16 protein-coding genes are annotated in these 17,072 nt (G+C 64.3%); all 16 read right to left on the bottom strand.

Annotation, left to right across the window (positions count from 1 at the left end):
• Nucleotides 1-10: 10 nt before the first annotated feature.
• The 16 genes from OCA5_RS03390 to OCA5_RS03315 all read right to left on the bottom strand — a co-directional run bounded on the left by OCA5_RS03390 (nucleotide 11) and on the right by OCA5_RS03315 (nucleotide 16,879).
• Nucleotides 11-514 carry a TPM domain-containing protein gene (locus OCA5_RS03390; RefSeq protein ID WP_012564587.1) on the bottom strand — a complete coding sequence of 168 codons (504 nt, stop codon included), beginning with the start codon at nucleotides 512-514 and terminating at the stop codon, nucleotides 11-13.
• An 18-nt stretch (nucleotides 515-532) separates the two neighbouring features.
• Nucleotides 533-1,387: a TPM domain-containing protein gene (locus OCA5_RS03385; RefSeq protein ID WP_012564588.1), complete on the bottom strand. Its 855-nt coding sequence runs from the start codon at nucleotides 1,385-1,387 to the stop codon at nucleotides 533-535.
• Between the two features lie 35 nt (nucleotides 1,388-1,422).
• Entirely contained in the window at nucleotides 1,423-2,079 is a 657-nt protein-coding gene (locus OCA5_RS03380) for a LemA family protein (RefSeq protein WP_012564589.1), read from the bottom strand.
• Between the two features lie 311 nt (nucleotides 2,080-2,390).
• On the bottom strand, nucleotides 2,391-3,908 hold the full coding sequence (locus OCA5_RS03375; protein WP_012564590.1) for a 5-methyltetrahydropteroyltriglutamate--homocysteine methyltransferase: 1,518 nt from the start codon (nucleotides 3,906-3,908) through the stop codon (nucleotides 2,391-2,393).
• A gap of 7 nt (nucleotides 3,909-3,915) precedes the next feature.
• Nucleotides 3,916-4,746: a phosphonate ABC transporter ATP-binding protein gene (gene phnC, locus OCA5_RS03370; RefSeq protein ID WP_012564591.1), complete on the bottom strand. Its 831-nt coding sequence runs from the start codon at nucleotides 4,744-4,746 to the stop codon at nucleotides 3,916-3,918.
• A 2-nt stretch (nucleotides 4,747-4,748) separates the two neighbouring features.
• On the bottom strand, nucleotides 4,749-5,567 hold the full coding sequence (gene phnE / locus OCA5_RS03365; RefSeq protein WP_012564592.1) for a phosphonate ABC transporter, permease protein PhnE: 819 nt from the start codon (nucleotides 5,565-5,567) through the stop codon (nucleotides 4,749-4,751).
• 70 nt (nucleotides 5,568-5,637) lie between these two features.
• A complete protein-coding gene (locus OCA5_RS03360) occupies nucleotides 5,638-6,519 on the bottom strand; it encodes a phosphate/phosphite/phosphonate ABC transporter substrate-binding protein (RefSeq protein ID WP_013912837.1) in 882 nt (293 codons plus the stop codon).
• A 47-nt stretch (nucleotides 6,520-6,566) separates the two neighbouring features.
• Nucleotides 6,567-8,696, bottom strand: a complete 2,130-nt coding sequence (locus OCA5_RS03355; protein WP_012564594.1) for a hypothetical protein — start codon at nucleotides 8,694-8,696, stop codon at nucleotides 6,567-6,569.
• Nucleotides 8,697-8,758: 62 nt separating this feature from the next.
• Nucleotides 8,759-9,121: a DsrE family protein gene (locus tag OCA5_RS03350; RefSeq protein WP_009340205.1), complete on the bottom strand. Its 363-nt coding sequence runs from the start codon at nucleotides 9,119-9,121 to the stop codon at nucleotides 8,759-8,761.
• Nucleotides 9,122-9,182: 61 nt separating this feature from the next.
• The gene (locus tag OCA5_RS03345; protein WP_012564595.1) at nucleotides 9,183-9,425 is read right to left on the bottom strand and encodes a sulfurtransferase TusA family protein; all 243 of its coding nucleotides are present in this window, start codon (nucleotides 9,423-9,425) and stop codon (nucleotides 9,183-9,185) included.
• A 482-nt stretch (nucleotides 9,426-9,907) separates the two neighbouring features.
• The gene (locus OCA5_RS03340; protein WP_012564596.1) at nucleotides 9,908-11,323 is read right to left on the bottom strand and encodes an amidase; all 1,416 of its coding nucleotides are present in this window, start codon (nucleotides 11,321-11,323) and stop codon (nucleotides 9,908-9,910) included.
• Nucleotides 11,324-11,431: 108 nt separating this feature from the next.
• Complete coding sequence (locus tag OCA5_RS03335; RefSeq protein WP_012564597.1) at nucleotides 11,432-12,130, bottom strand: cyclase family protein; 699 nt, start codon at nucleotides 12,128-12,130, stop codon at nucleotides 11,432-11,434.
• A gap of 29 nt (nucleotides 12,131-12,159) precedes the next feature.
• Entirely contained in the window at nucleotides 12,160-12,900 is a 741-nt protein-coding gene (locus OCA5_RS03330) for an ABC transporter ATP-binding protein (RefSeq protein WP_012564598.1), read from the bottom strand.
• Between the two features lie 2 nt (nucleotides 12,901-12,902).
• On the bottom strand, nucleotides 12,903-14,702 hold the full coding sequence (locus OCA5_RS03325) for a branched-chain amino acid ABC transporter ATP-binding protein/permease (RefSeq protein WP_012564599.1): 1,800 nt from the start codon (nucleotides 14,700-14,702) through the stop codon (nucleotides 12,903-12,905).
• Nucleotides 14,699-15,574, bottom strand: coding sequence for a branched-chain amino acid ABC transporter permease (locus tag OCA5_RS03320; protein WP_013912835.1), 876 nt, complete (start codon nucleotides 15,572-15,574; stop codon nucleotides 14,699-14,701). Before OCA5_RS03320 ends, OCA5_RS03325 begins: the two co-directional genes overlap by 4 nt.
• A 111-nt stretch (nucleotides 15,575-15,685) precedes the next feature.
• Complete coding sequence (locus OCA5_RS03315) at nucleotides 15,686-16,879, bottom strand: ABC transporter substrate-binding protein (protein ID WP_012564601.1); 1,194 nt, start codon at nucleotides 16,877-16,879, stop codon at nucleotides 15,686-15,688.
• Between the last annotated feature and the right edge of the window lie 193 nt (nucleotides 16,880-17,072).

Below are 17,072 nucleotides of genomic sequence, written 5' to 3'. Positions count from 1 at the left end.
GCGTGAGGCTTTAAAGAACCACCGGCGGATCGGGCAGTTCGTTGCGGCGCGGTTCGCGCGGCGGAAAATGCGCGGCGAGCTCCGCGGTGATGCATTGGAGCCCGGCCAGCACGCCTTCCTCAAAGTGACCGTTGCGGAACTCGGTCTCCATCACCGCGCAGACGCTGCGCCAGCGCTCGGTTCCGACTTTCGCATCGATGCCGCGGTCGGCGACGATCTCGACATCGCGGTCGGCGAGCAGCAGATAGATCAGCACGCCGGAATTCTGCTCGGTGTCCCAGACCCGCAATTGCGCGAACAGATCGAGCGCCCGCGCGCGCGCCGATTGCCCGGCGATCAGCGGCCGGCCATCGAGCGCGCCTTCGACGACGACACGCAACTGCCCGCCATGATGCGCTTCGCTCGCCTTGATCGCCGCCTCGATGCGCGCCAGCGCCTCGCCCGGAAACGCCTTGCGCACACGCGCCCGGTTCGCGAGAAGATGCCGGCTCATTCGCTTGATGCTGACTGCCATTTTGCTACCCGGCCTGCCTCACCACCGCCCCGACGCGCCGCCGCCGCCGAAGCCACCGCCTCCGCCGCTGAACCCGCCACCGGAGCCACCACCGAAACCGCCGCCCCAGCCCGAGCCGCCGCGCGGGCCACCGCCACCGGACATCGGCACGACATCACCGATCAGCGTGAACACGAATGTCAGCACGCCGAAAAATCCCGCCATCAATAACGTCACGCCGATCCACCAGGCGACAAACGCAACGCCCACACCGGTGATCAATGCGCCCGGCAGCCGCCCGACGGCGCCGCGCAAGATACCGCCGACGATCACCGCGAGGATAAGAAGGACCGGGAAGTCCTCGCCGCTCCAGCCGCCCTGCGTCTCGGTGCGGCGCGCAGGCTCCGGCAGCGGCTCGCCATCGATCACCTTGATGATGCGGTCAACGCCGGCCTTCACGCCACCGGCGAAATCGCCCTGCTTGAATTTCGGCACGATGATTTCATCGATGATGCGATTGGCGGTCGCATCGGGCAGCGCGCCTTCGAGGCCGTAGCCGACCTCGATGCGCAGGCGGCGGTCATCCTTGGCGATCAACAGCAACACGCCGTCATCGACGCCCTTGCGCCCGAGCTTCCACTGCTCGACGACGCGGATGGAATATTGCGCGATGTCCTCGGGCTGCGTGGTCGGCACCATCAGGACGGCGATCTGGCTGCCCTTGCGCGCCTCGAACGCCGCGAGCGTCTCGTCGAGGCTCGCGATATCCGCCGTGCTGAGCGTGCCGGTCTGGTCGGTGACGCGTGCGGTGAGTTGCGGCACCGCAAGCTGCGCCACCGCAACGCCCGCCCAGCACAGCAGGACGGCAACTACGAGCTTCCGCACGATCCTCATCGGCGCGCCCCGGCGCTCACCTTACGCGCACCTCATCACTTGGCTGGCGCCGGTGCGGGCGCTGGCGACGGAGCAGGTGCGGGTGCAGGCGATGCAGGTGCTGGCGCGTTGAAATCGACCTTCGGCGCGGTCGAGATCGCACCTTCGTTCTCCACGGTGAAGTTCGCCTTGGTCTTGTAGCCGAACGCCATGGCGGTCAGATTGTTTGGGAAGGTGCGGATGTTGACGTTATAGTCCTGCACCGCCTTGATGTAGCGGTTGCGCGCGACCGCGATGCGGTTCTCGGTGCCTTCGAGCTGCGCCATCAGATCGCGAAACAACTGGTCCGACTTGAGCTGCGGATAATTCTCGGTGACGACCAGAAGCCGCGACAGCGCGCTCGACAGTTCACCCTGCGCCGCCTGGAATTTCTGCATCGCCGCCGGATCGTTGACGACCTCCGGCCCCGCCTGCACGCTACCGACCCGCGCGCGCGCGTTGGTGACGCCGAGCAGCACGTCCTTCTCCTGCTGCGCAAAGCCCTTCACCGAGTTCACGAGGTTGGGCACGAGATCAGCGCGGCGCTGATACTGGTTCACCACCTCCGACCAGCTCGAGGTCACCTGCTCGTCGTTCTGCTGGATCGCGTTGTAACCGCAATTGGTCAGACTAAGCGTGGCCAGCGCCGCGAGAACCGTCAGCAACCTGCGCATAAATACCTCCTGCCATAATCAAAGAAATGTCCACAGAGCCGCGGAGCGATGACGCATCCTAGAGTCTTTTCATCGTTTCATGAAAACGATGAAAAGACTCCAGCTTCCTATTTTGACGCGCTTTCTTCACGCGAACCGGTTCCCACTTCGCTTGAAAACGCTCTAGCACGGCCGCCCGACGCACGTCATGACAGCCCGCCCCGACGGTGCAGGACTGCACCCCGGCAGGAGAAAATCTGCAGACGGTCAAATGGTTCCACGGCAGAGCAGCGTCAACGATATACCGCTTGGCGGCGATGGCCCGTCGCCGCTCAGCCGCCGCGCACGTGCCGTGCGGCTTCCGCGATCCGCGCGAGCTTGGTCTCGGCCGGGACCGCAGCGCAGATCGGATTGTCGGCGAAAGTCGCGAAGCCGCAATCGGGATGCAGCAGCACGCGCTCGGCACCGAACAGGTCGATCGCGTGCCGGATGCGCGCCTCGACATCCTCGCAGCCTTCCACATGGGCGCATTTCTGGTTGACGACGCCGACGCCGATGCGCGCCTCGGCAGGCAGCGCCCGCAACAGCTCCATCTCGCCCGCGCGCGGGGTGCACATCTCCAGAAGATAGGCGCCGACCTTCATCGCGCCGAGCGTGTTGAGAAGCGGCGCGTAGCTCCCGGCCAGCGCCACCGATTCATCCGGCGTCCAGTTGCCGCGACAAACATGAACCGCGGTGCGCGCACGCGGTGCGCCGCTGACCACGGCATTCATCAGATCGCGGGCGAAGCCCAGCTCATGCTCGGGGCTGCGCGTTTCCGACAGCGCACCGCACATGAAGCTCGGCCGGCTCTTCGGGCCGCTGAACACAACTTCCGACAGCACCGGCTCGTCGAACTGCACCAGCGCGACGCCAGCATCGATGAGGTCAGCCAACTCCGCGCGCAACGCCGTGACGATGTCTTCCGCAAGCTCCTCGCGCGACTGATAGGCCCGCTCCTGCAGACACTCCATCCACATCGTCCGCGTCAGCAGGTACGGCCCCGGCAATGCGACCTTGATCGGCTTGTCGGTGACGGTACTGAGAAAATCGAACTCGTGCAGCGCGAGCGGGCGGCTGCGGCTGATACGGCCGAAGATCGCCGGATGACGAACGTCCGCGGCAGGTACGTCAAGCGCGCGCAGTTCGCGCTCGAATTCCTCCGGATCATCGACCAGCGGCAGAAGGTCGGTCAGCGGGATCAGCTGGCAATTGTCGAGCCGGGTGGCGACAAAGCTCGCATAGCTGTCGCGGCGCTGCTCGCCATCGGTGACGATATCGACACCGGCGCGCTCCTGCGCCGCCGCGGCAAGACGCACGGCGTCGTCGGCGGTCTGATGAAACGCGGCTTCATCGAGCCGGCCTTCGACATAGGCGTGCATCGCATCGACCATCCAGCGCGGCCGCGGCCAGCTTCCGATGCCGGTGACGGCGAGCGGCGGAATCGCGGGCGCGGGCCTGCGCACCGGCGCGGCCGCCGGTGCAGGCGCCGCTGCGGGCGCGGACACTTTCGCCGCCGGCTTTTCCTCGGCCTTGCCGCGCTCGTCGAACTTGCCCTTGCAGATCAGGAACGAGCGCTGCTTGCCGGTCTTGGTGAACGACACCAGATCGTTCGAGGTGAGCCGGCACCACGCGGGCAGATCCTCATCCACCGAAATCTCGGTCGAGAGAATCTCCAGAAGCTGACCGCGCGCCATCGGGTCGATGTGCTTGCGGATCAAAAGCAGCAGGCCGTTGCCGCAATCGAGATCGCCGCCGTCAAAGGAGACGTCGGCGGGATGAGGGTGGGCTTGCGAAGCAGTATCGGTCATGGCTTTCTCACGTCGTTGGTTCGACACTCTCGGGCTCGGCGCTGTCCCGATGGCCGTATAGCCGTTCGAGCGCTGCCTGGTCGAATTCGCTGCTTGGTCCATCGATGACGATGCGTCCGTGCGACAGGCCGATAATACGATCTGCATAGGCGCGCGCAAAATGCACCTGATGCAGGCTGCAGACGATGCCGACGCCATCCGTCCGGGCAATACCGCGCAGCAGTTCCAGAACGCCGGCACCGGCATTCGGATCGAGGCTCGCCACCGGCTCGTCGGCGACGATCAGGCTCGGCTGCTGCGCCAGTGCCCGCGCAATCGCGACACGCTGCTGCTGGCCGCCCGAGAGCGTATCGGCGCGCTGCCCAGCCTGCGCCAGCAGCCCGACACGGTCGAGGCATTCGAGCGCAAGCAGGCGATCCGCGCGGGTAAAGCACCGCAACGCACCGCGCCAGGCCGGCACATAGCCAAGCCGACCCGCCAGCACATTGTCGAGCGCGCTGAGGCGGCTCACCAGATTGAACTGCTGAAACACCACGGCCAGACGGCGGCGGGAGCGGTCGCGCAGGGTGGCGATGTCCTCGCGGTCGATCCACACACCACCATTATCCGGCGCAAGCAACCCGGTCATGCAGCGGAACAGCGTGGTCTTGCCCGCGCCGCTCGGGCCGAGCACGGCCACGAACTCGCCGTCATGCACATCGAAGCTCACGTCCTCGATGGCGGCATGGCCGGCAAACGTTTTCGCCAGCGTCTCGACGCGCAGCCGGCAGGCTCCCTGCTGCGCTTGCGTCGCGCCGGGCGATAGATTCTTTTCGACCACATGCAGATGACCGGTCATGACTACACCAGCCGCTTGCGCAACCAGCCCGACAACTGATCGAGCGCGGTGACGACCACAAGAATCACGGCAATGATCGTGAACAGCCGCGGGAAATCGAGCAGGTCCATGCTGTTCTTCAGCTCCTGCCCGATGCCGCCGGCGCCGACCACGCCAAGCACGGTCGAGGCGCGGACATTGAACTCCCACCAGAACAGCGTGGTCGAGAGCATTACCGGCAGCACATCCGGCACCAGCGCATAGGCGATGGTGGTGATGCGCCCGGCACCCGTGGTGCGCACGGCTTCGAGCGGGCCGATGTTGACGTTCTCGATGTGGTCGGCAAAGAATTTCGCGGCGCTGCCCCAGGTGTGGAGCGCGATGCCGAGCACGCCCGCGAACGGCCCGAGCCCGACCGCGGCCACGAACAGAAGCGCGAACACGAACGAGTCGATGCCGCGCAGCACGTTGAGAAACCAGCGCGCCGGATAATAGAGGCTCGGCCACGGCGTGATGTTGCGGCTCGCCAACACTGCCATCGGGATCGCGAGGATCGCGGCGACCGTGGTTCCGATCGCCGCCATCGCCACGGTCTCGGCGGTGCGATACGCGAACAGCGGCAATTCATCGAGCTTCGGCGGCCATGCCGACATGAGCCAGTGGCCGAGGCGCGGCAACCCGGTCGACAGCTTTGCAAGATCGATCCCGGCGAGATTCCACGACACCGCGTAGAAGCCCGCGATAATCGCCACCATCGCCCAGAACCGCACCCGCGTGCCGGTCGAGCCGCGACGCATGGCATCGAGATCGTCGAGCGCGCGTTCGGCCTTGCTCATCGTCATGGCAACGACCTCAGATCACGACGGGCCGCGGCAGAGCCGCGACCCGTCCTTCAAACATGCCCATGCCTTGTCAGGCCTTGGGCTTGATCTTGCCGAGTGCGATACCCGCCTTCTCGATCATCTCGTAAGAGGAATGGTTGGCGGCGACGAAGCCGGTGTAACGCGGCGGCAGCAGCGTCTTGGCCTGCTCGTCGGTGATCGCGGTCAGAATCTTCTGCACCTGCGCGCCAAGCTCCTTCGGCGCGCTCTTGGGCAACGCAATGGCGTCGTTCGGCAACGGCGCGGAGGTCCAGATGATCTTGTTCGAATCTTCCTTGATCTTGCCGCTGGCGATCATCGCGTTGCGGTTACGGTCGAAATCGGTCGCCATATCGACCTGTCCCGAACTCACCGCGATCTCGTTGGCGCCGTGCGTCGCGCCGTCGGTATACTTCCAGTAGGTTTTTGGGTCGATCTTCCAGACCTCCTTGGCGTAATAGCTCGGGATCAGCCACCCCGTGGTCGATCCGACATCCGCGAAGGAAATCGTCTTGCCTTTGGTATCATCGGGGAATTTCGAGACCTGCAGGTCCGGCCGCGCAATGATGATGCCGTGATAGACCGGCTTGCCGTCGTACTTCACGGTCGCGACCGCCTGACAGCCGGTCTGGGCATTGGCGATGATATAGCCCCACGGCCCCATCCACGCGATGTCGAGCTGGTTGGAGCCCATCGCCACCGCCATGCCCGCCCAGTCGGTGGTCGCGACCAGATCGAAATCGACGCCGAGTTCCTTCGCCAGATGAGCGAACACCGGCGTGTAAGCCTTCTTGGTGTCCTCGGCATTCGGCAGCAGCGGGCCGACGCCGAAATGCAGCTTCTTCTTGCCCTGCGCGATCGCCGGCGTGAACAGCGTCGTCGCCGCAAGGCCCGCCGTCGTGACGATGAACGTCCGTCTGCTCTTATCCATCATATCGTCTCCCCCATGTTTGAATTTTTGACCTCGAATTTTGAAATCGCTCATGCGCGCCGGCGGCGGCCGACCTCGTAGCCGACGCCCGCACAGCCGAGAAACAGGATGCCGATCCCCGCCAGCAGACCGGGCGAGAACCCGGCGGTGACGGCAGGCTGCGCGGCCTCATGCGGGGCCGGTTGCGTGCCGGTGTTCGCAGCAGCCGCCTGCCCGCTCGCCTCGGCGAGCGACTGATAGGTGCGCGCCAGCATGGCGCGGCCGACATCCTTCAGGATCGCCTGTCCGGCGACACGGCCCTGCCCGAGCACGAGATCGACATTGGCGACATCCGCACCGCCGAGATTGACCGAGCGATTGCCTTCGCGATCCTCGACATGCCACGCCGCGACTTTGTCGCCGTTGAGCCGATCGAGCGCGATCTTGAAATAGCCTTCCGGCCCGTTGAACGCCGCACCGGGCTTCAGGCGGATCTCATCCTTGTTGACCAGCATGAACCCGAAATTGTGCCCGGTCGGGCAGCCGACCGGATACACCGCAAAGCGCGCGTCGGGCGCGTAGTCCTGCCCATAGTTGAGGCTGAAAGCCTTGTCGTAAATCTTCAGGTTGGCCTTGCCGTCCTTGAACGGCTCCGGCCACGGCGAGAGGAAGCCCGCAATGTCGCCATGCTCGAACACCAGCGCCCTGCGCGCATCGTGATCCTCGATCAGCAGTTCGTTCTTCACCGGGCCGAGCGTGCGGGTCAGCGCGACCTTGCCGTCCTCGACGACTTCGATCTGCACGGTGCCGGCGGTGGCATCGATCGCCGCGACGCGAATGGTGCGATTGCCTGACTTCCATTCGTCGCCTGCGCCGGCAAGGCCTGCGAATACCTTATTGTCGGCCAGCAGCAGGCGATCCATCCGCACGCCGGAGATCCAATCGAACACGATCTTCTGCGGCGTGACGTCGCGGGCCTGCCCCTGATTGTAGAGCTGGTTGAAGCGTGTTCCCCACCAGCCGGGCTCCGACATCGACAGCACCGGCGAGCCGAATGCCCATTCCCAATCGGTGCCGGCGATGGTCTTCACATGCAGCGCGTGATTGGCGAGCTTCTCGTGGCCCACCGTCGCGTAATACTGATAGACCGTGCCGCCGACGACCGCGCTCTTGCCGGCCGGGATCGTCACGTTCTCCTTGACGACGATGCTCATGTCGTAATCGACATAGGTCGGCATCCGGCCGAGCACCGGCATCGGCTCGCCGCGCAGCGCCACTTCGCCGCCCCAGGTGTCTTCCAGATAGAACAGCCCGCCGGCCGGTATCACCACCTCGCCGTTCTCGACACGGCTCTTGCGGATCACCACGCCGTCGAACTTCGGCGGCCGCGGCACACCGAAATCATCTTTCACCGCGCGGCCCTGCGGCAGACCGGGCAGACCCGGTACATAAGCGGGCTTCACCGGCCGATCCGCGATCTCCGAGAACGGCGGCGGCGCGATGTCGGTGGTTGCGATCGGATGCGCGAGCGGCAGACCGGGCTTCGCCGGCTGCAGCACGGTTGCGTAATCGGTCGCCGTCGCGTCTTGCGGTATCAGCAATGTGGCGGCGACGATGGCCGCGCCAACCATGAAGGTTTTGGGAAGCATAGCGACCTCCGCTCCGGCTGTTTTCGAGTGCGATGACATCAGGGTTTCGGAACGCGGCATCGGGCATGCGCGGCCGCGCCGCGTGAGATAGAGCGCGCCCCACCCGGTCAGCATCAGCGTGTTGAGTGCGATCAGCCATTTCGGCAGACCCGCGAGCAGCGATCCAGCGAGGCCAAGTCCAACGACCGACAGCACCGGCGCGAGGCAGCTTACGCACAGCGCCGACAGCGCGAGCACGCCGCCGCCCATCGCAGCCCCGGTTGCGACGCCGCCACCGGCGCGCCGTCCGATCGACAGCGCGAAGCCGACGAACGCCGCGGCAAGGCCGAGCGAGAACGCGATCCAGATTTCATCCTTACGCTGGAAACTGACCCACCACGCCTGCGTGCGCTCATAGGTAAGCTGGCCTGCCGCGACGAATTCGCCGGGCAGAAAGCCGCAGTTCTCCGCATCCGCGATCGTCTCCGGCATCCGGAACGCGGCGAAGCTCACCGCGATGTAACCTAGCGTCGCCAGCACGAAGAGTGCGATCAGTCCGCGATATCGAAACATCTTGTGTCGTCCGTTTATGAGCATCGCGAGCGCCCGCACGATGCGGACGCTCGCGCCGATGTTTAGTAGCTGACGCTGGGGCAGCCATCGCCGAGGAATTCGACGAGCTTCGCGCCGCCAACGATCACCGCGCCGGGCACGAGGTTGTTCTCGTCGAGCCCGCGCTTCTTGAAGCAGGGTGAGCAGACGAACATCTGGCCGCCGGCCTCGGCGAAGCTCTTCATCAGGTCCTTGAGCGGCGCAAAGCCTTCTTCATGAATGTCGTCGGCATAACCCTTCTGCGACAGCCGTGTGCCTTCGATCGAAAGGAACACCACGACCTTCTTCTCGGACGCGATCGCCGCATTGGCGATGACGAAGGCGACGGTCGCCTTGTCGGTATCGTTCTTGGCGTGGGTCAGGCTGACGACGAAATTTCCGGCCATTTGGGTCTCCCTTTGGATTGGCGTTTTCTCGGATAGGAATCAGGTCTTCATCGGATCCGCGTCACTCCCAATCGAGACGCGAGCGAATCCAGAAGCTTTTGGTTGCGGGGTCGTGGTGCAGCAGTTCGTTGCGGCTGAGCCGGCACCAGACCGGCAGATCTTCCGGCGAACCCGGATCGACGGAGATCAGCTTGAACACCTGCCCCGGCATGGTGCGCAGACGATTGCGCAGCTCGAGCAGCAGCGGGCCGCAGCCGAGATCGCCCGCATCCCATTCGACATCGGCGGCAACAGGCTCGCTCATACGCGCACCGGGCGCGGACCACGCGCTCCCTGCGAGAGATCACCGCGCACGACGCAACAAAGGGGCATCAAGATCGAAGGCACCGGGCAACAGACTCCTTATCCGGCGCTCGCGCATTCAAGCGCCAGGCCGGTGATGATTCATAAGGTCACGATGCGTCGTGCGCGTTCGCGCACCACGTCCATCGACGACATGTCAGGAGATCAGCAAACCCGTATCGAACAGCGCCTCGCCGGATTTTGACGGCGAACGTAGCCCACACGGGGCATTGCGGCTCGATATGTCTCGCTGTCAGAGTCTTAGGTCACGCGCAGGAGGCGGTCAAGGACAACGGTAAATAGACGTTGGTCAGGACGACATTCCGCCGCATGCACCCCGCGCGCCGCCTTCGGTGGAGGCAACGCGCAATAATATAAAGGCAGCACGTCACATTAATAATGTCTCGGAGCACGACGCTTCCGGCGAGAACCGAAAGCGAAGCCTTATGCGGCACCCCGTAATGCCGGGCAGCGGTTGTAGTTCAACGGCTGCGAGCGCTCATAGGCCGCACCGAGGCGCACGACGTCATATTCGCCGAGCGCGCGGCCGACGATGTGCAGGCCGACCGGCATGCCGTCCGCCGCGATGCCGGCGCAGACCGAGCCCGCCGGTTGGCCGGTGAGGTTGAACGGATAGGTGTAGTACACCCACGACACCAGGTTGCGGTCGGACAGATGCGGCGGAATGTTCACGCCGACATCGAGCGAACTCACCGGCAGCACCGGGGACACCACCGCATCGTAGGTCTCGAACAGCGTGCGGACCTCGTCGCGGAACGCATAGCGCTCGAACACCTTGGTGTAATAGCTGCGCATGTCTTGCGACAGCGCGCCTTCCAGCACATCGGCGACGGCGGGATCGAGCATGTCGCGCTTGTTCTCGACAAAGTCCCGCAGCTTGATGCCGACGCCGGCGTAGAACTCCGCGGTCCACAGATCCATCGGGTCCTTCGCGAACAGCTTGTCGACCTGTTCGACCTCGCAGCCGAGATCTTCCAGCGTCCGCACCGCGCGCTCGATCACTTCGAGAACCTCGGGCGTCGGCTTGGCGTAACCGAAGGTCGGGCTGTAGGCGATGCGCATGCCCTTCACGCTCGCCTGCGCCGCGCCGAGCACATCCGGCACCGGACCCGCGACGCTGAACGGATCGCGCGCGTCGTAACCGGCAATGGCGGAGAACAAAAGCGCCGCGTCCTGCATCGAGCGCGCCATCGGCCCGACATGCGCGAGCGTCGGCGTTGCCGAAACCGGCCACACCGGCACGCGGCCGAAATGGCCCTTGATGCCGGCGAGACCGGAGAAGCTGCACGGAATGCGGATCGAGCCGCCGCCATCGGTGCCGATGCCGAACGGCGTCACGCCTGCCGCAATCGAGGCCGCCGCCCCAGCGCTGGAGCCGCCCGGCGTCTTGTCGGGATTCCACGGATTGCGGGTGATGCCGGTCAGCAGATTGTCGCCGACCGGCTTGCAGCCAAACTCACTCGTGGTGGTCTTGCCGATGATAATCGCGCCGGCCTGTCGCAAGCGTTCGACCGCTGGCGCATCCGCCGCAGCGATGTTATTCGCCATCGCTTTAGAGCCGGAGGCGTAGGTAACCCCGCCAACGGCGATGAGATCCTTGACGCTGACGGGAATGCCATGAAGAAAGCCGAGCGGCTGGCCGCGCATCACCGCGTCCTCCGCCGCGGTCGCCGCCTTGAGCGCGGCTTCCGGCATCAGCGTGCTGAAGGGATTGAGGGCCGACTGCGTCGCTTCCGCTGCTTCGAGCGCGCGCCGCGTGACTTCGACCGGAGAGAGATCCTTGCGGGCAATGAGACGCTTCAGCTCAACGGCGGACAGAGTATCGAATTCAGCCGACATCACTTCACCTCCGGCAACGCTCGCCCAACAGGTTGGCTGCAATCGCAGCCCGAAAAATTACAGCCGGGGTAGCGGCGCCCTGCGGCCCGCCGCCCCGGCTGGTTTGCATCAGCCGACGATGGCGAACGCGCGTACCGGCGAGCCGGAGCCGCCCTTGAACTTCAGCGGCACGCCGAAGAACTGCACTTCGCCCGCGCCGAGCAGTTCCTCGAGATTGACGAGCCATTCCCAGTGGCTGATGCCGAGATCGCGGCACAGACGATGCTGGGAGAAGATGTTGTCCGACGGACGGTCAGTCGAGGGGCCTTCGACGCCGTGCATCTTCGAGCCGCGCTCGTGCAGCCACTTGGTGGCTTCGACGGTGAGCTGCGGGTTCTTGAACACCGACTCGAGGTTCGGGTAGTTGCGCTTGTGGAAGCCGGTGCACAGCAGCACGATGTGACCATCCACCTTCACGCCCGACTTCTTCTCGGCTTCCGCCATGTGCTCGGCGGTGATGTCCTCGAGGTCACCGATGTGACGCAGGTCGAACGCAACCGCCTTGCCCATGAATAGCTCGAGCGGCATCTCGTCCACTGCCTTGCCATTCGGGTTGACGTGACGGAACGCATCGACGTGCGTGCCGACGTGATCGAGCATGGCGATGAAGTTGGTCTGGAACGTCATCGCATCGCCCGGCACGCCGAGATTGAAGGCCTTCGCCGATTCGTGAGACATATGAGTGGTGATCACAGGCCGCTGAAACAGCTTGTGCGCCGGCATGTTGTCTTCGATCAGCAGGCTAAGGTCGACGATACGTTTACTCATGAGTACCTCCTTGGGATGCTAATCCCGGGTTAGTGCTTCTTTCCGAGAAATGCTTCCATCACCGCCGGTGAGCCCGCCAGTTCGTCCGCACGCCCTTCAAGTTCGATTTTGCCGTGACCGACGACATAGGCCCGATGCGAGATCGCAAGCGCCTGCGCCGCCAGTTGCTCCACCAGCAGGATAGTCTGTCCTGCCGAGTTGAGATCGCGCAGCACCCCCATCATCTGCTCGACGATCTTCGGCGCGAGGCCGAGCGACATCTCGTCGATCATCAGAAGGTCGGGCTTGGAGACGAGACCGCGCGCCACCGCGAGCATCTGCTGCTCGCCGCCGGACAGGCTGCCGGCGCGCTGATGGAGTCGTTCCTTGAGCCGCGGAAACAGGTCGAAGATAGTCTCGAAGTCGCGCAGCACGGCGTCGCGCTCGCGCTTCCAGCGGCCGAACGCGCCGAGGATGAGATTATCCTCGACGGTCTGGTCGGCGAAGATCAGGCGGCCTTCCGGCACCATCGCGAGGCCACGGCTAACCTTGCGATGCGCGGGGAAGTTCGCGGTCTCCTCGCCCTTGAACAGAACGCTGCCGGCGCGCGGCCGCACCAGGCCGCTGACGCCGCGCAGGATCGAGGTCTTGCCGGCTCCGTTGTTGCCGATGACGGAGACGAATTCGCCGCGGCGCACGACAAGATCGACACCCCGCACGGCGATCGCGGCGCCGTACTGGATTTCGAGACCGCGAACCTCAAGCAGCACATCGTTTGCGCTTGTGCTCATGGTCAGGCTCCCTCCGCCGCTTGGGCCGCTGGCGCGACGCCGAAATAGGCCTCGATCACGCGCGGATCGTTTTGAATGATGCCAGGCTTGTCGCTGGCGATGACGACGCCGTAGTCGAGCACGGTCACGCGATCGGCCACCGACATGATGAGATCGACGTGATGCTCGATCAGCAGCACCGAGATGCCGAGCGCCGCGGTGCGACGGATCATGCGATCGAGCTCGTCGATTTCCTGCGTCGTAAGGCCGGCCGCCGGTTCGTCGAGCAGCAGGAGGCGCGGCGCGGTCGCAAGCGCACGGGCGATCTCGAGACGGCGCTGCATACCGAACGGCAGGAAGCGTGCCTTCTCATTGGCGAAGCCGGTGAGGCCGACAAAGGCAAGCAGCGCCTCGGCGGCATGGCGGCACTCGGCCTCTTCCTTGTGGAAGCGCCCGGTGCGGAAGGCCGCCGCGAACAGCCCGTAGGAGAGCCGCTTCTGGAAGCCGACCATGACGTTCTCGAGCACCGTCAGATCGCCGAACAGTTCGGTGTTCTGGAAGGTGCGCGCGACGCCGCTGCGCGCCACGGCGTGCGGCGGGGAGCCGGCCATGTTGACGCCGTCGAGCGTGACGGTGCCTTCATTGGGCCGGTAGAAGCCGGTGATGATGTTGACCATGGTCGACTTGCCGGCACCATTCGGGCCGATCAGCGCATGGATCTCGCCCGGCGCAACCTGCATCGACGCCTTGTTGAGCGCGGTGAGGCCGCCAAAGCGGATGGTGAGCCCTTCGGCCGAGAAAGACGCCGGTGCCCAACCCGCCTTGGCATCCTTCAGCACCTTCTCGATCTCGCTCTCCGCCATCTCGGACGGTGCGGGCGCACGCCGGAAGAAGCGCGCAACGAGATGCGAGAGCGTGCCGAAGATGCCCTGCGGCAGCACGAACATCACCAGCGCCAGCAACAGGCCGTAGGCGAACTGCTGCCAGTACTGAAGCTGCTGCAGGTACTCCGGCAGATAGGTCAGGATCAGCGCGCCGATCAGTGCGCCGACCGTGGTGCCTGCGCCGCCCAGCACAACCATCAGCAGGAAGCGGATGGAGTCGTTGAAGGTGAAGCTGTCAGGCGAGATGTAGAGGTTGAGGTAGGCATAGAGCACGCCGGCAAGTCCCGCCGTCGACGAGGCGATGACAAAGGCGAGCGTGCGCACACCGGTGGCATTGAGGCCGACACCGCGTGCCGCGGTCTCGCTCTGCGACACCGCCAGCATGGCGCGGCCATAACGCGACTGCTTGATGTTGTGGGTGATGACCACGACAAGAAACAGAAGCACCGCGAGCACGGCGTAGTAGCGGAAACCGTCGAGCGGCCAGCCGAACAGCGCCGGCTTCGGAATGCTGCTGATGCCGGTGGTGCCGCCGGTGAGATGATCCCACTCGATGATGACGTTTTCGACGATCAGGCCGAACGCGATGGTGATGACGGCGAGATAGACGCCGCGCACCCGCACCGTGGGATAAGCGAGCAGCGCGCCGAACGCACCGGCAACCACGGTGCCGGCCATCGCCGCAAAGATGAAATCCCAGCCGAGACGGGTCGCAAGAATCGCACCCGTATAGGCGCCGAGCGCGAACAAGCCTGCCTGGCCGAGCGAGATCAGACCAGCGAGACCGACGAGCACGTTGAGGCCGAGCGCCACGATCGCGTAGATCGCGAACAGCATGAACAGCCGCAGCGAGTACTCGTTGTCCGCCGTGAACGGCAGCGCGATAAGGAAGGCCGCCAGCGCGAGGAAGGCGAGCGGCGTGAGAAGACGCTGGGTCATACCTTGAACACCTCGCGCTTGCCGAACAACCCTTGCGGGAAGACGAGGAGAACCAGAATGGTGAGACCGAAGCCGACGATTTCGCGCGCGGCGGTCGAGATGTAACCCTCGACGAACTTCTCGACGACACCAAAGCCGAGACCAGCGAGAACCACGCCGGGCGCGCTGGTGATGCCGCCGATGATGGCGACCGCGAAGCCCTTGAGGCCAAGTGTCAGACCCATCGACGCGGAAGCCTGCGTGATCGGCGCGATCAGGATGCCGGCCGCGCCACCGAGCGCGGCGGCAAGACCGAACGAGAATCCGAACATCCAGTTGACGTTGATGCCCATCAGCGCAGCGGCGTTGCGATCAAACGACACCGCCTGCATCGCGCGGCCGATCAGCGTGTGACGCTGCATCCAGCCGAGACCGAGCATCGCAAGCAACGCGACGACCGGAATGACGAGCTCCTGCGGATAGACGCCGGCACCCATCACCGAGATCGCCTTCTCCACGCCGGGCGACGGAAGCGCGCGCGAGAAGCCGCCGAATTCCATCGTCACATAGGCCTGCAGCATGATGCCGATTGCGATCGTGGTGAGCATCCAGCCGATCGAGCTGGTGGTCTTGGCGAAAGGCCGCACGGCGAACCGTTCGAGCAGAATGCCGAACACGCACGAGGCTGCGATGGCGCCGAGAATTGCGAGGGGAAGCGGCGCGCCCTGATCGAGCGCCATGATCGTCAGGACCGCGCCGAGCATGAGAGTGTCGCCATGGGCGAAGTTCACAGCCTTCGCCGTCGACCACATGATGTGGAAGCCGAGCGCGACGAGAGCGTAACAGCCCCCGATCGCAAGTCCCGACAGAACGTACTGGATAATCGATTGCATTTGATCCGCCATACGCACACCGGTCCCGATCGCGAGGCACGCAGGCACTCACGACGTCCGGAGTGAAGGAGGAGGCCGCCCGCACCAGTGCGGGCGGCCAAGGTGAATGATTTAGTTGCTGGCCTTGCCGTAGGCCGTCTGCTCGATCGGCAACAGCTTGCCGTCAGACCACACCGTCAGCTTGTAGTACTGCGGCAAAATGGCGTCCTGACGCTCCGGGTTCGATGCATCGAACGCCGGATCATACTTCGCGACGAGACCGTCGTACTTCACGGTGTAGAGTGCGTCGTGCACCTTCTTCCAGTCGTACGAGCCGGCCTTCTCGATCGCCTTGGCGAGGATGTAGACCGCGTCGTAGGAGTTCGCGGTCGCCGAGCCCATCTTCAGCTCGGACGGGTCCTTCAGCTTGAACTTCTTCTGGATCTTCTCCCACACCGCCTTGGTGCGCGGATTCATCTCACCCATCCAGGTGAAGGTCTGCATCACGCGCACGCCGTTCGCGAGCGGGCCCGCGAGATCGCCGAGATTGCCGGCAATACCCCACGCACCGAAGATGGCCGGCTTGTAGCCGATCTTGTCGAAGCTGCGGACGATCTGGTTGCCTTCACGGTCCAGCGCGAAGGTGACGACAGCATCGGCGCCGGAATCGCGGATGCGGATCGCCTGCGCCGTCATGTCCTGATCGTTCCAGTTGAAGGTTTCGATCGCTGCGACAGTCTTGCCCTTGGCTTCCATCGCTGCCTTGAAATCAGGCAGCGCGCCGTTACCCCAGCCGGTGTTTTCATACATGATGGCGACCTTGCCGGTCTTGGAGGCCTTGAGCGCCTGCTCGGCAAGGAACTGCGCAACCCACTTGTCCTTGGCGGACACGCGGAACATGTAATTCGGCGAGCCGCCGTTTTCGGTGATCTTGGTGCCGGCACCGGTCGTGCCGATCCACGGAATGCCGATCTCATTCACCGGACCGACCTGCGCAAGACCGACGGTCGAGTGATAGCCGCCGAAAATCGCGACACATTTGTCGGACAGCGCGATGCGGCGCACGTTATCGACGCCGCGCGGCGGAGCGCCGGCATCATCGTACTGGATGAGCTTGAGCTTCTTGCCGAGGACGCCGCCGGCCTCGTTGATTTCATCGATCGCGACTTCCGCGCCGTATTTCACCGCGGTACCGCCGAAAGAGGCAGGGCCCGTCAGCGCGACGCTGTTACCGATGCATGGTTGCTGCTCCGCCATCGCGGGCGCTGCCATGAGAGCGACTGCACCACCGGCAAGAAATAATTTGGTCCATGTCAAATGAGTCATTGATGCTCCCTCCTCCTTCGGCTCGTTCGTGCGATATAATTTTGCGAACCTCATGACAGATTGGAGACCAAGACGTCCATTTGCACAAAGATGAAATCACTATCTTAGCTATAGGCAATTCTTATAGTGTTGTGCAGTTGCTCACCGAAGTGGCAAAAAGCCCGCTTAATAATTGACCAGCCGGTATACAGAA

Source organism: Afipia carboxidovorans OM5 (assembly GCF_000218565.1).
Classification (GTDB): Bacteria; Pseudomonadota; Alphaproteobacteria; order Rhizobiales; family Xanthobacteraceae; genus Afipia; species Afipia carboxidovorans.
This window is presented reverse-complemented; position numbering and strand designations above follow the sequence as displayed.

Bases quoted from the DNA above. Each gene is read 5' to 3' on its own strand.
- OCA5_RS03390 (WP_012564587.1), bottom strand. From the start codon at position 514: ATGGCAGTCAGCATCAAGCGAATGAGCCGGCATCTTCTCGCGAACCGG.
- OCA5_RS03385 (WP_012564588.1), bottom strand. From the start codon at position 1,387: ATGAGGATCGTGCGGAAGCTCGTAGTTGCCGTCCTGCTGTGCTGGGCG.
- OCA5_RS03380 (WP_012564589.1), bottom strand. From the start codon at position 2,079: ATGCGCAGGTTGCTGACGGTTCTCGCGGCGCTGGCCACGCTTAGTCTG.
- OCA5_RS03375 (WP_012564590.1), bottom strand. From the start codon at position 3,908: ATGACCGATACTGCTTCGCAAGCCCACCCTCATCCCGCCGACGTCTCC.
- phnC (WP_012564591.1), bottom strand. From the start codon at position 4,746: ATGACCGGTCATCTGCATGTGGTCGAAAAGAATCTATCGCCCGGCGCG.
- phnE (WP_012564592.1), bottom strand. From the start codon at position 5,567: ATGACGATGAGCAAGGCCGAACGCGCGCTCGACGATCTCGATGCCATG.
- OCA5_RS03360 (WP_013912837.1), bottom strand. From the start codon at position 6,519: ATGATGGATAAGAGCAGACGGACGTTCATCGTCACGACGGCGGGCCTT.
- OCA5_RS03355 (WP_012564594.1), bottom strand. From the start codon at position 8,696: ATGTTTCGATATCGCGGACTGATCGCACTCTTCGTGCTGGCGACGCTA.
- OCA5_RS03350 (WP_009340205.1), bottom strand. From the start codon at position 9,121: ATGGCCGGAAATTTCGTCGTCAGCCTGACCCACGCCAAGAACGATACC.
- OCA5_RS03345 (WP_012564595.1), bottom strand. From the start codon at position 9,425: ATGAGCGAGCCTGTTGCCGCCGATGTCGAATGGGATGCGGGCGATCTC.
- OCA5_RS03340 (WP_012564596.1), bottom strand. From the start codon at position 11,323: ATGTCGGCTGAATTCGATACTCTGTCCGCCGTTGAGCTGAAGCGTCTC.
- OCA5_RS03335 (WP_012564597.1), bottom strand. From the start codon at position 12,130: ATGAGTAAACGTATCGTCGACCTTAGCCTGCTGATCGAAGACAACATG.
- OCA5_RS03330 (WP_012564598.1), bottom strand. From the start codon at position 12,900: ATGAGCACAAGCGCAAACGATGTGCTGCTTGAGGTTCGCGGTCTCGAA.
- OCA5_RS03325 (WP_012564599.1), bottom strand. From the start codon at position 14,702: ATGACCCAGCGTCTTCTCACGCCGCTCGCCTTCCTCGCGCTGGCGGCC.
- OCA5_RS03320 (WP_013912835.1), bottom strand. From the start codon at position 15,574: ATGCAATCGATTATCCAGTACGTTCTGTCGGGACTTGCGATCGGGGGC.
- OCA5_RS03315 (WP_012564601.1), bottom strand. From the start codon at position 16,879: ATGACTCATTTGACATGGACCAAATTATTTCTTGCCGGTGGTGCAGTC.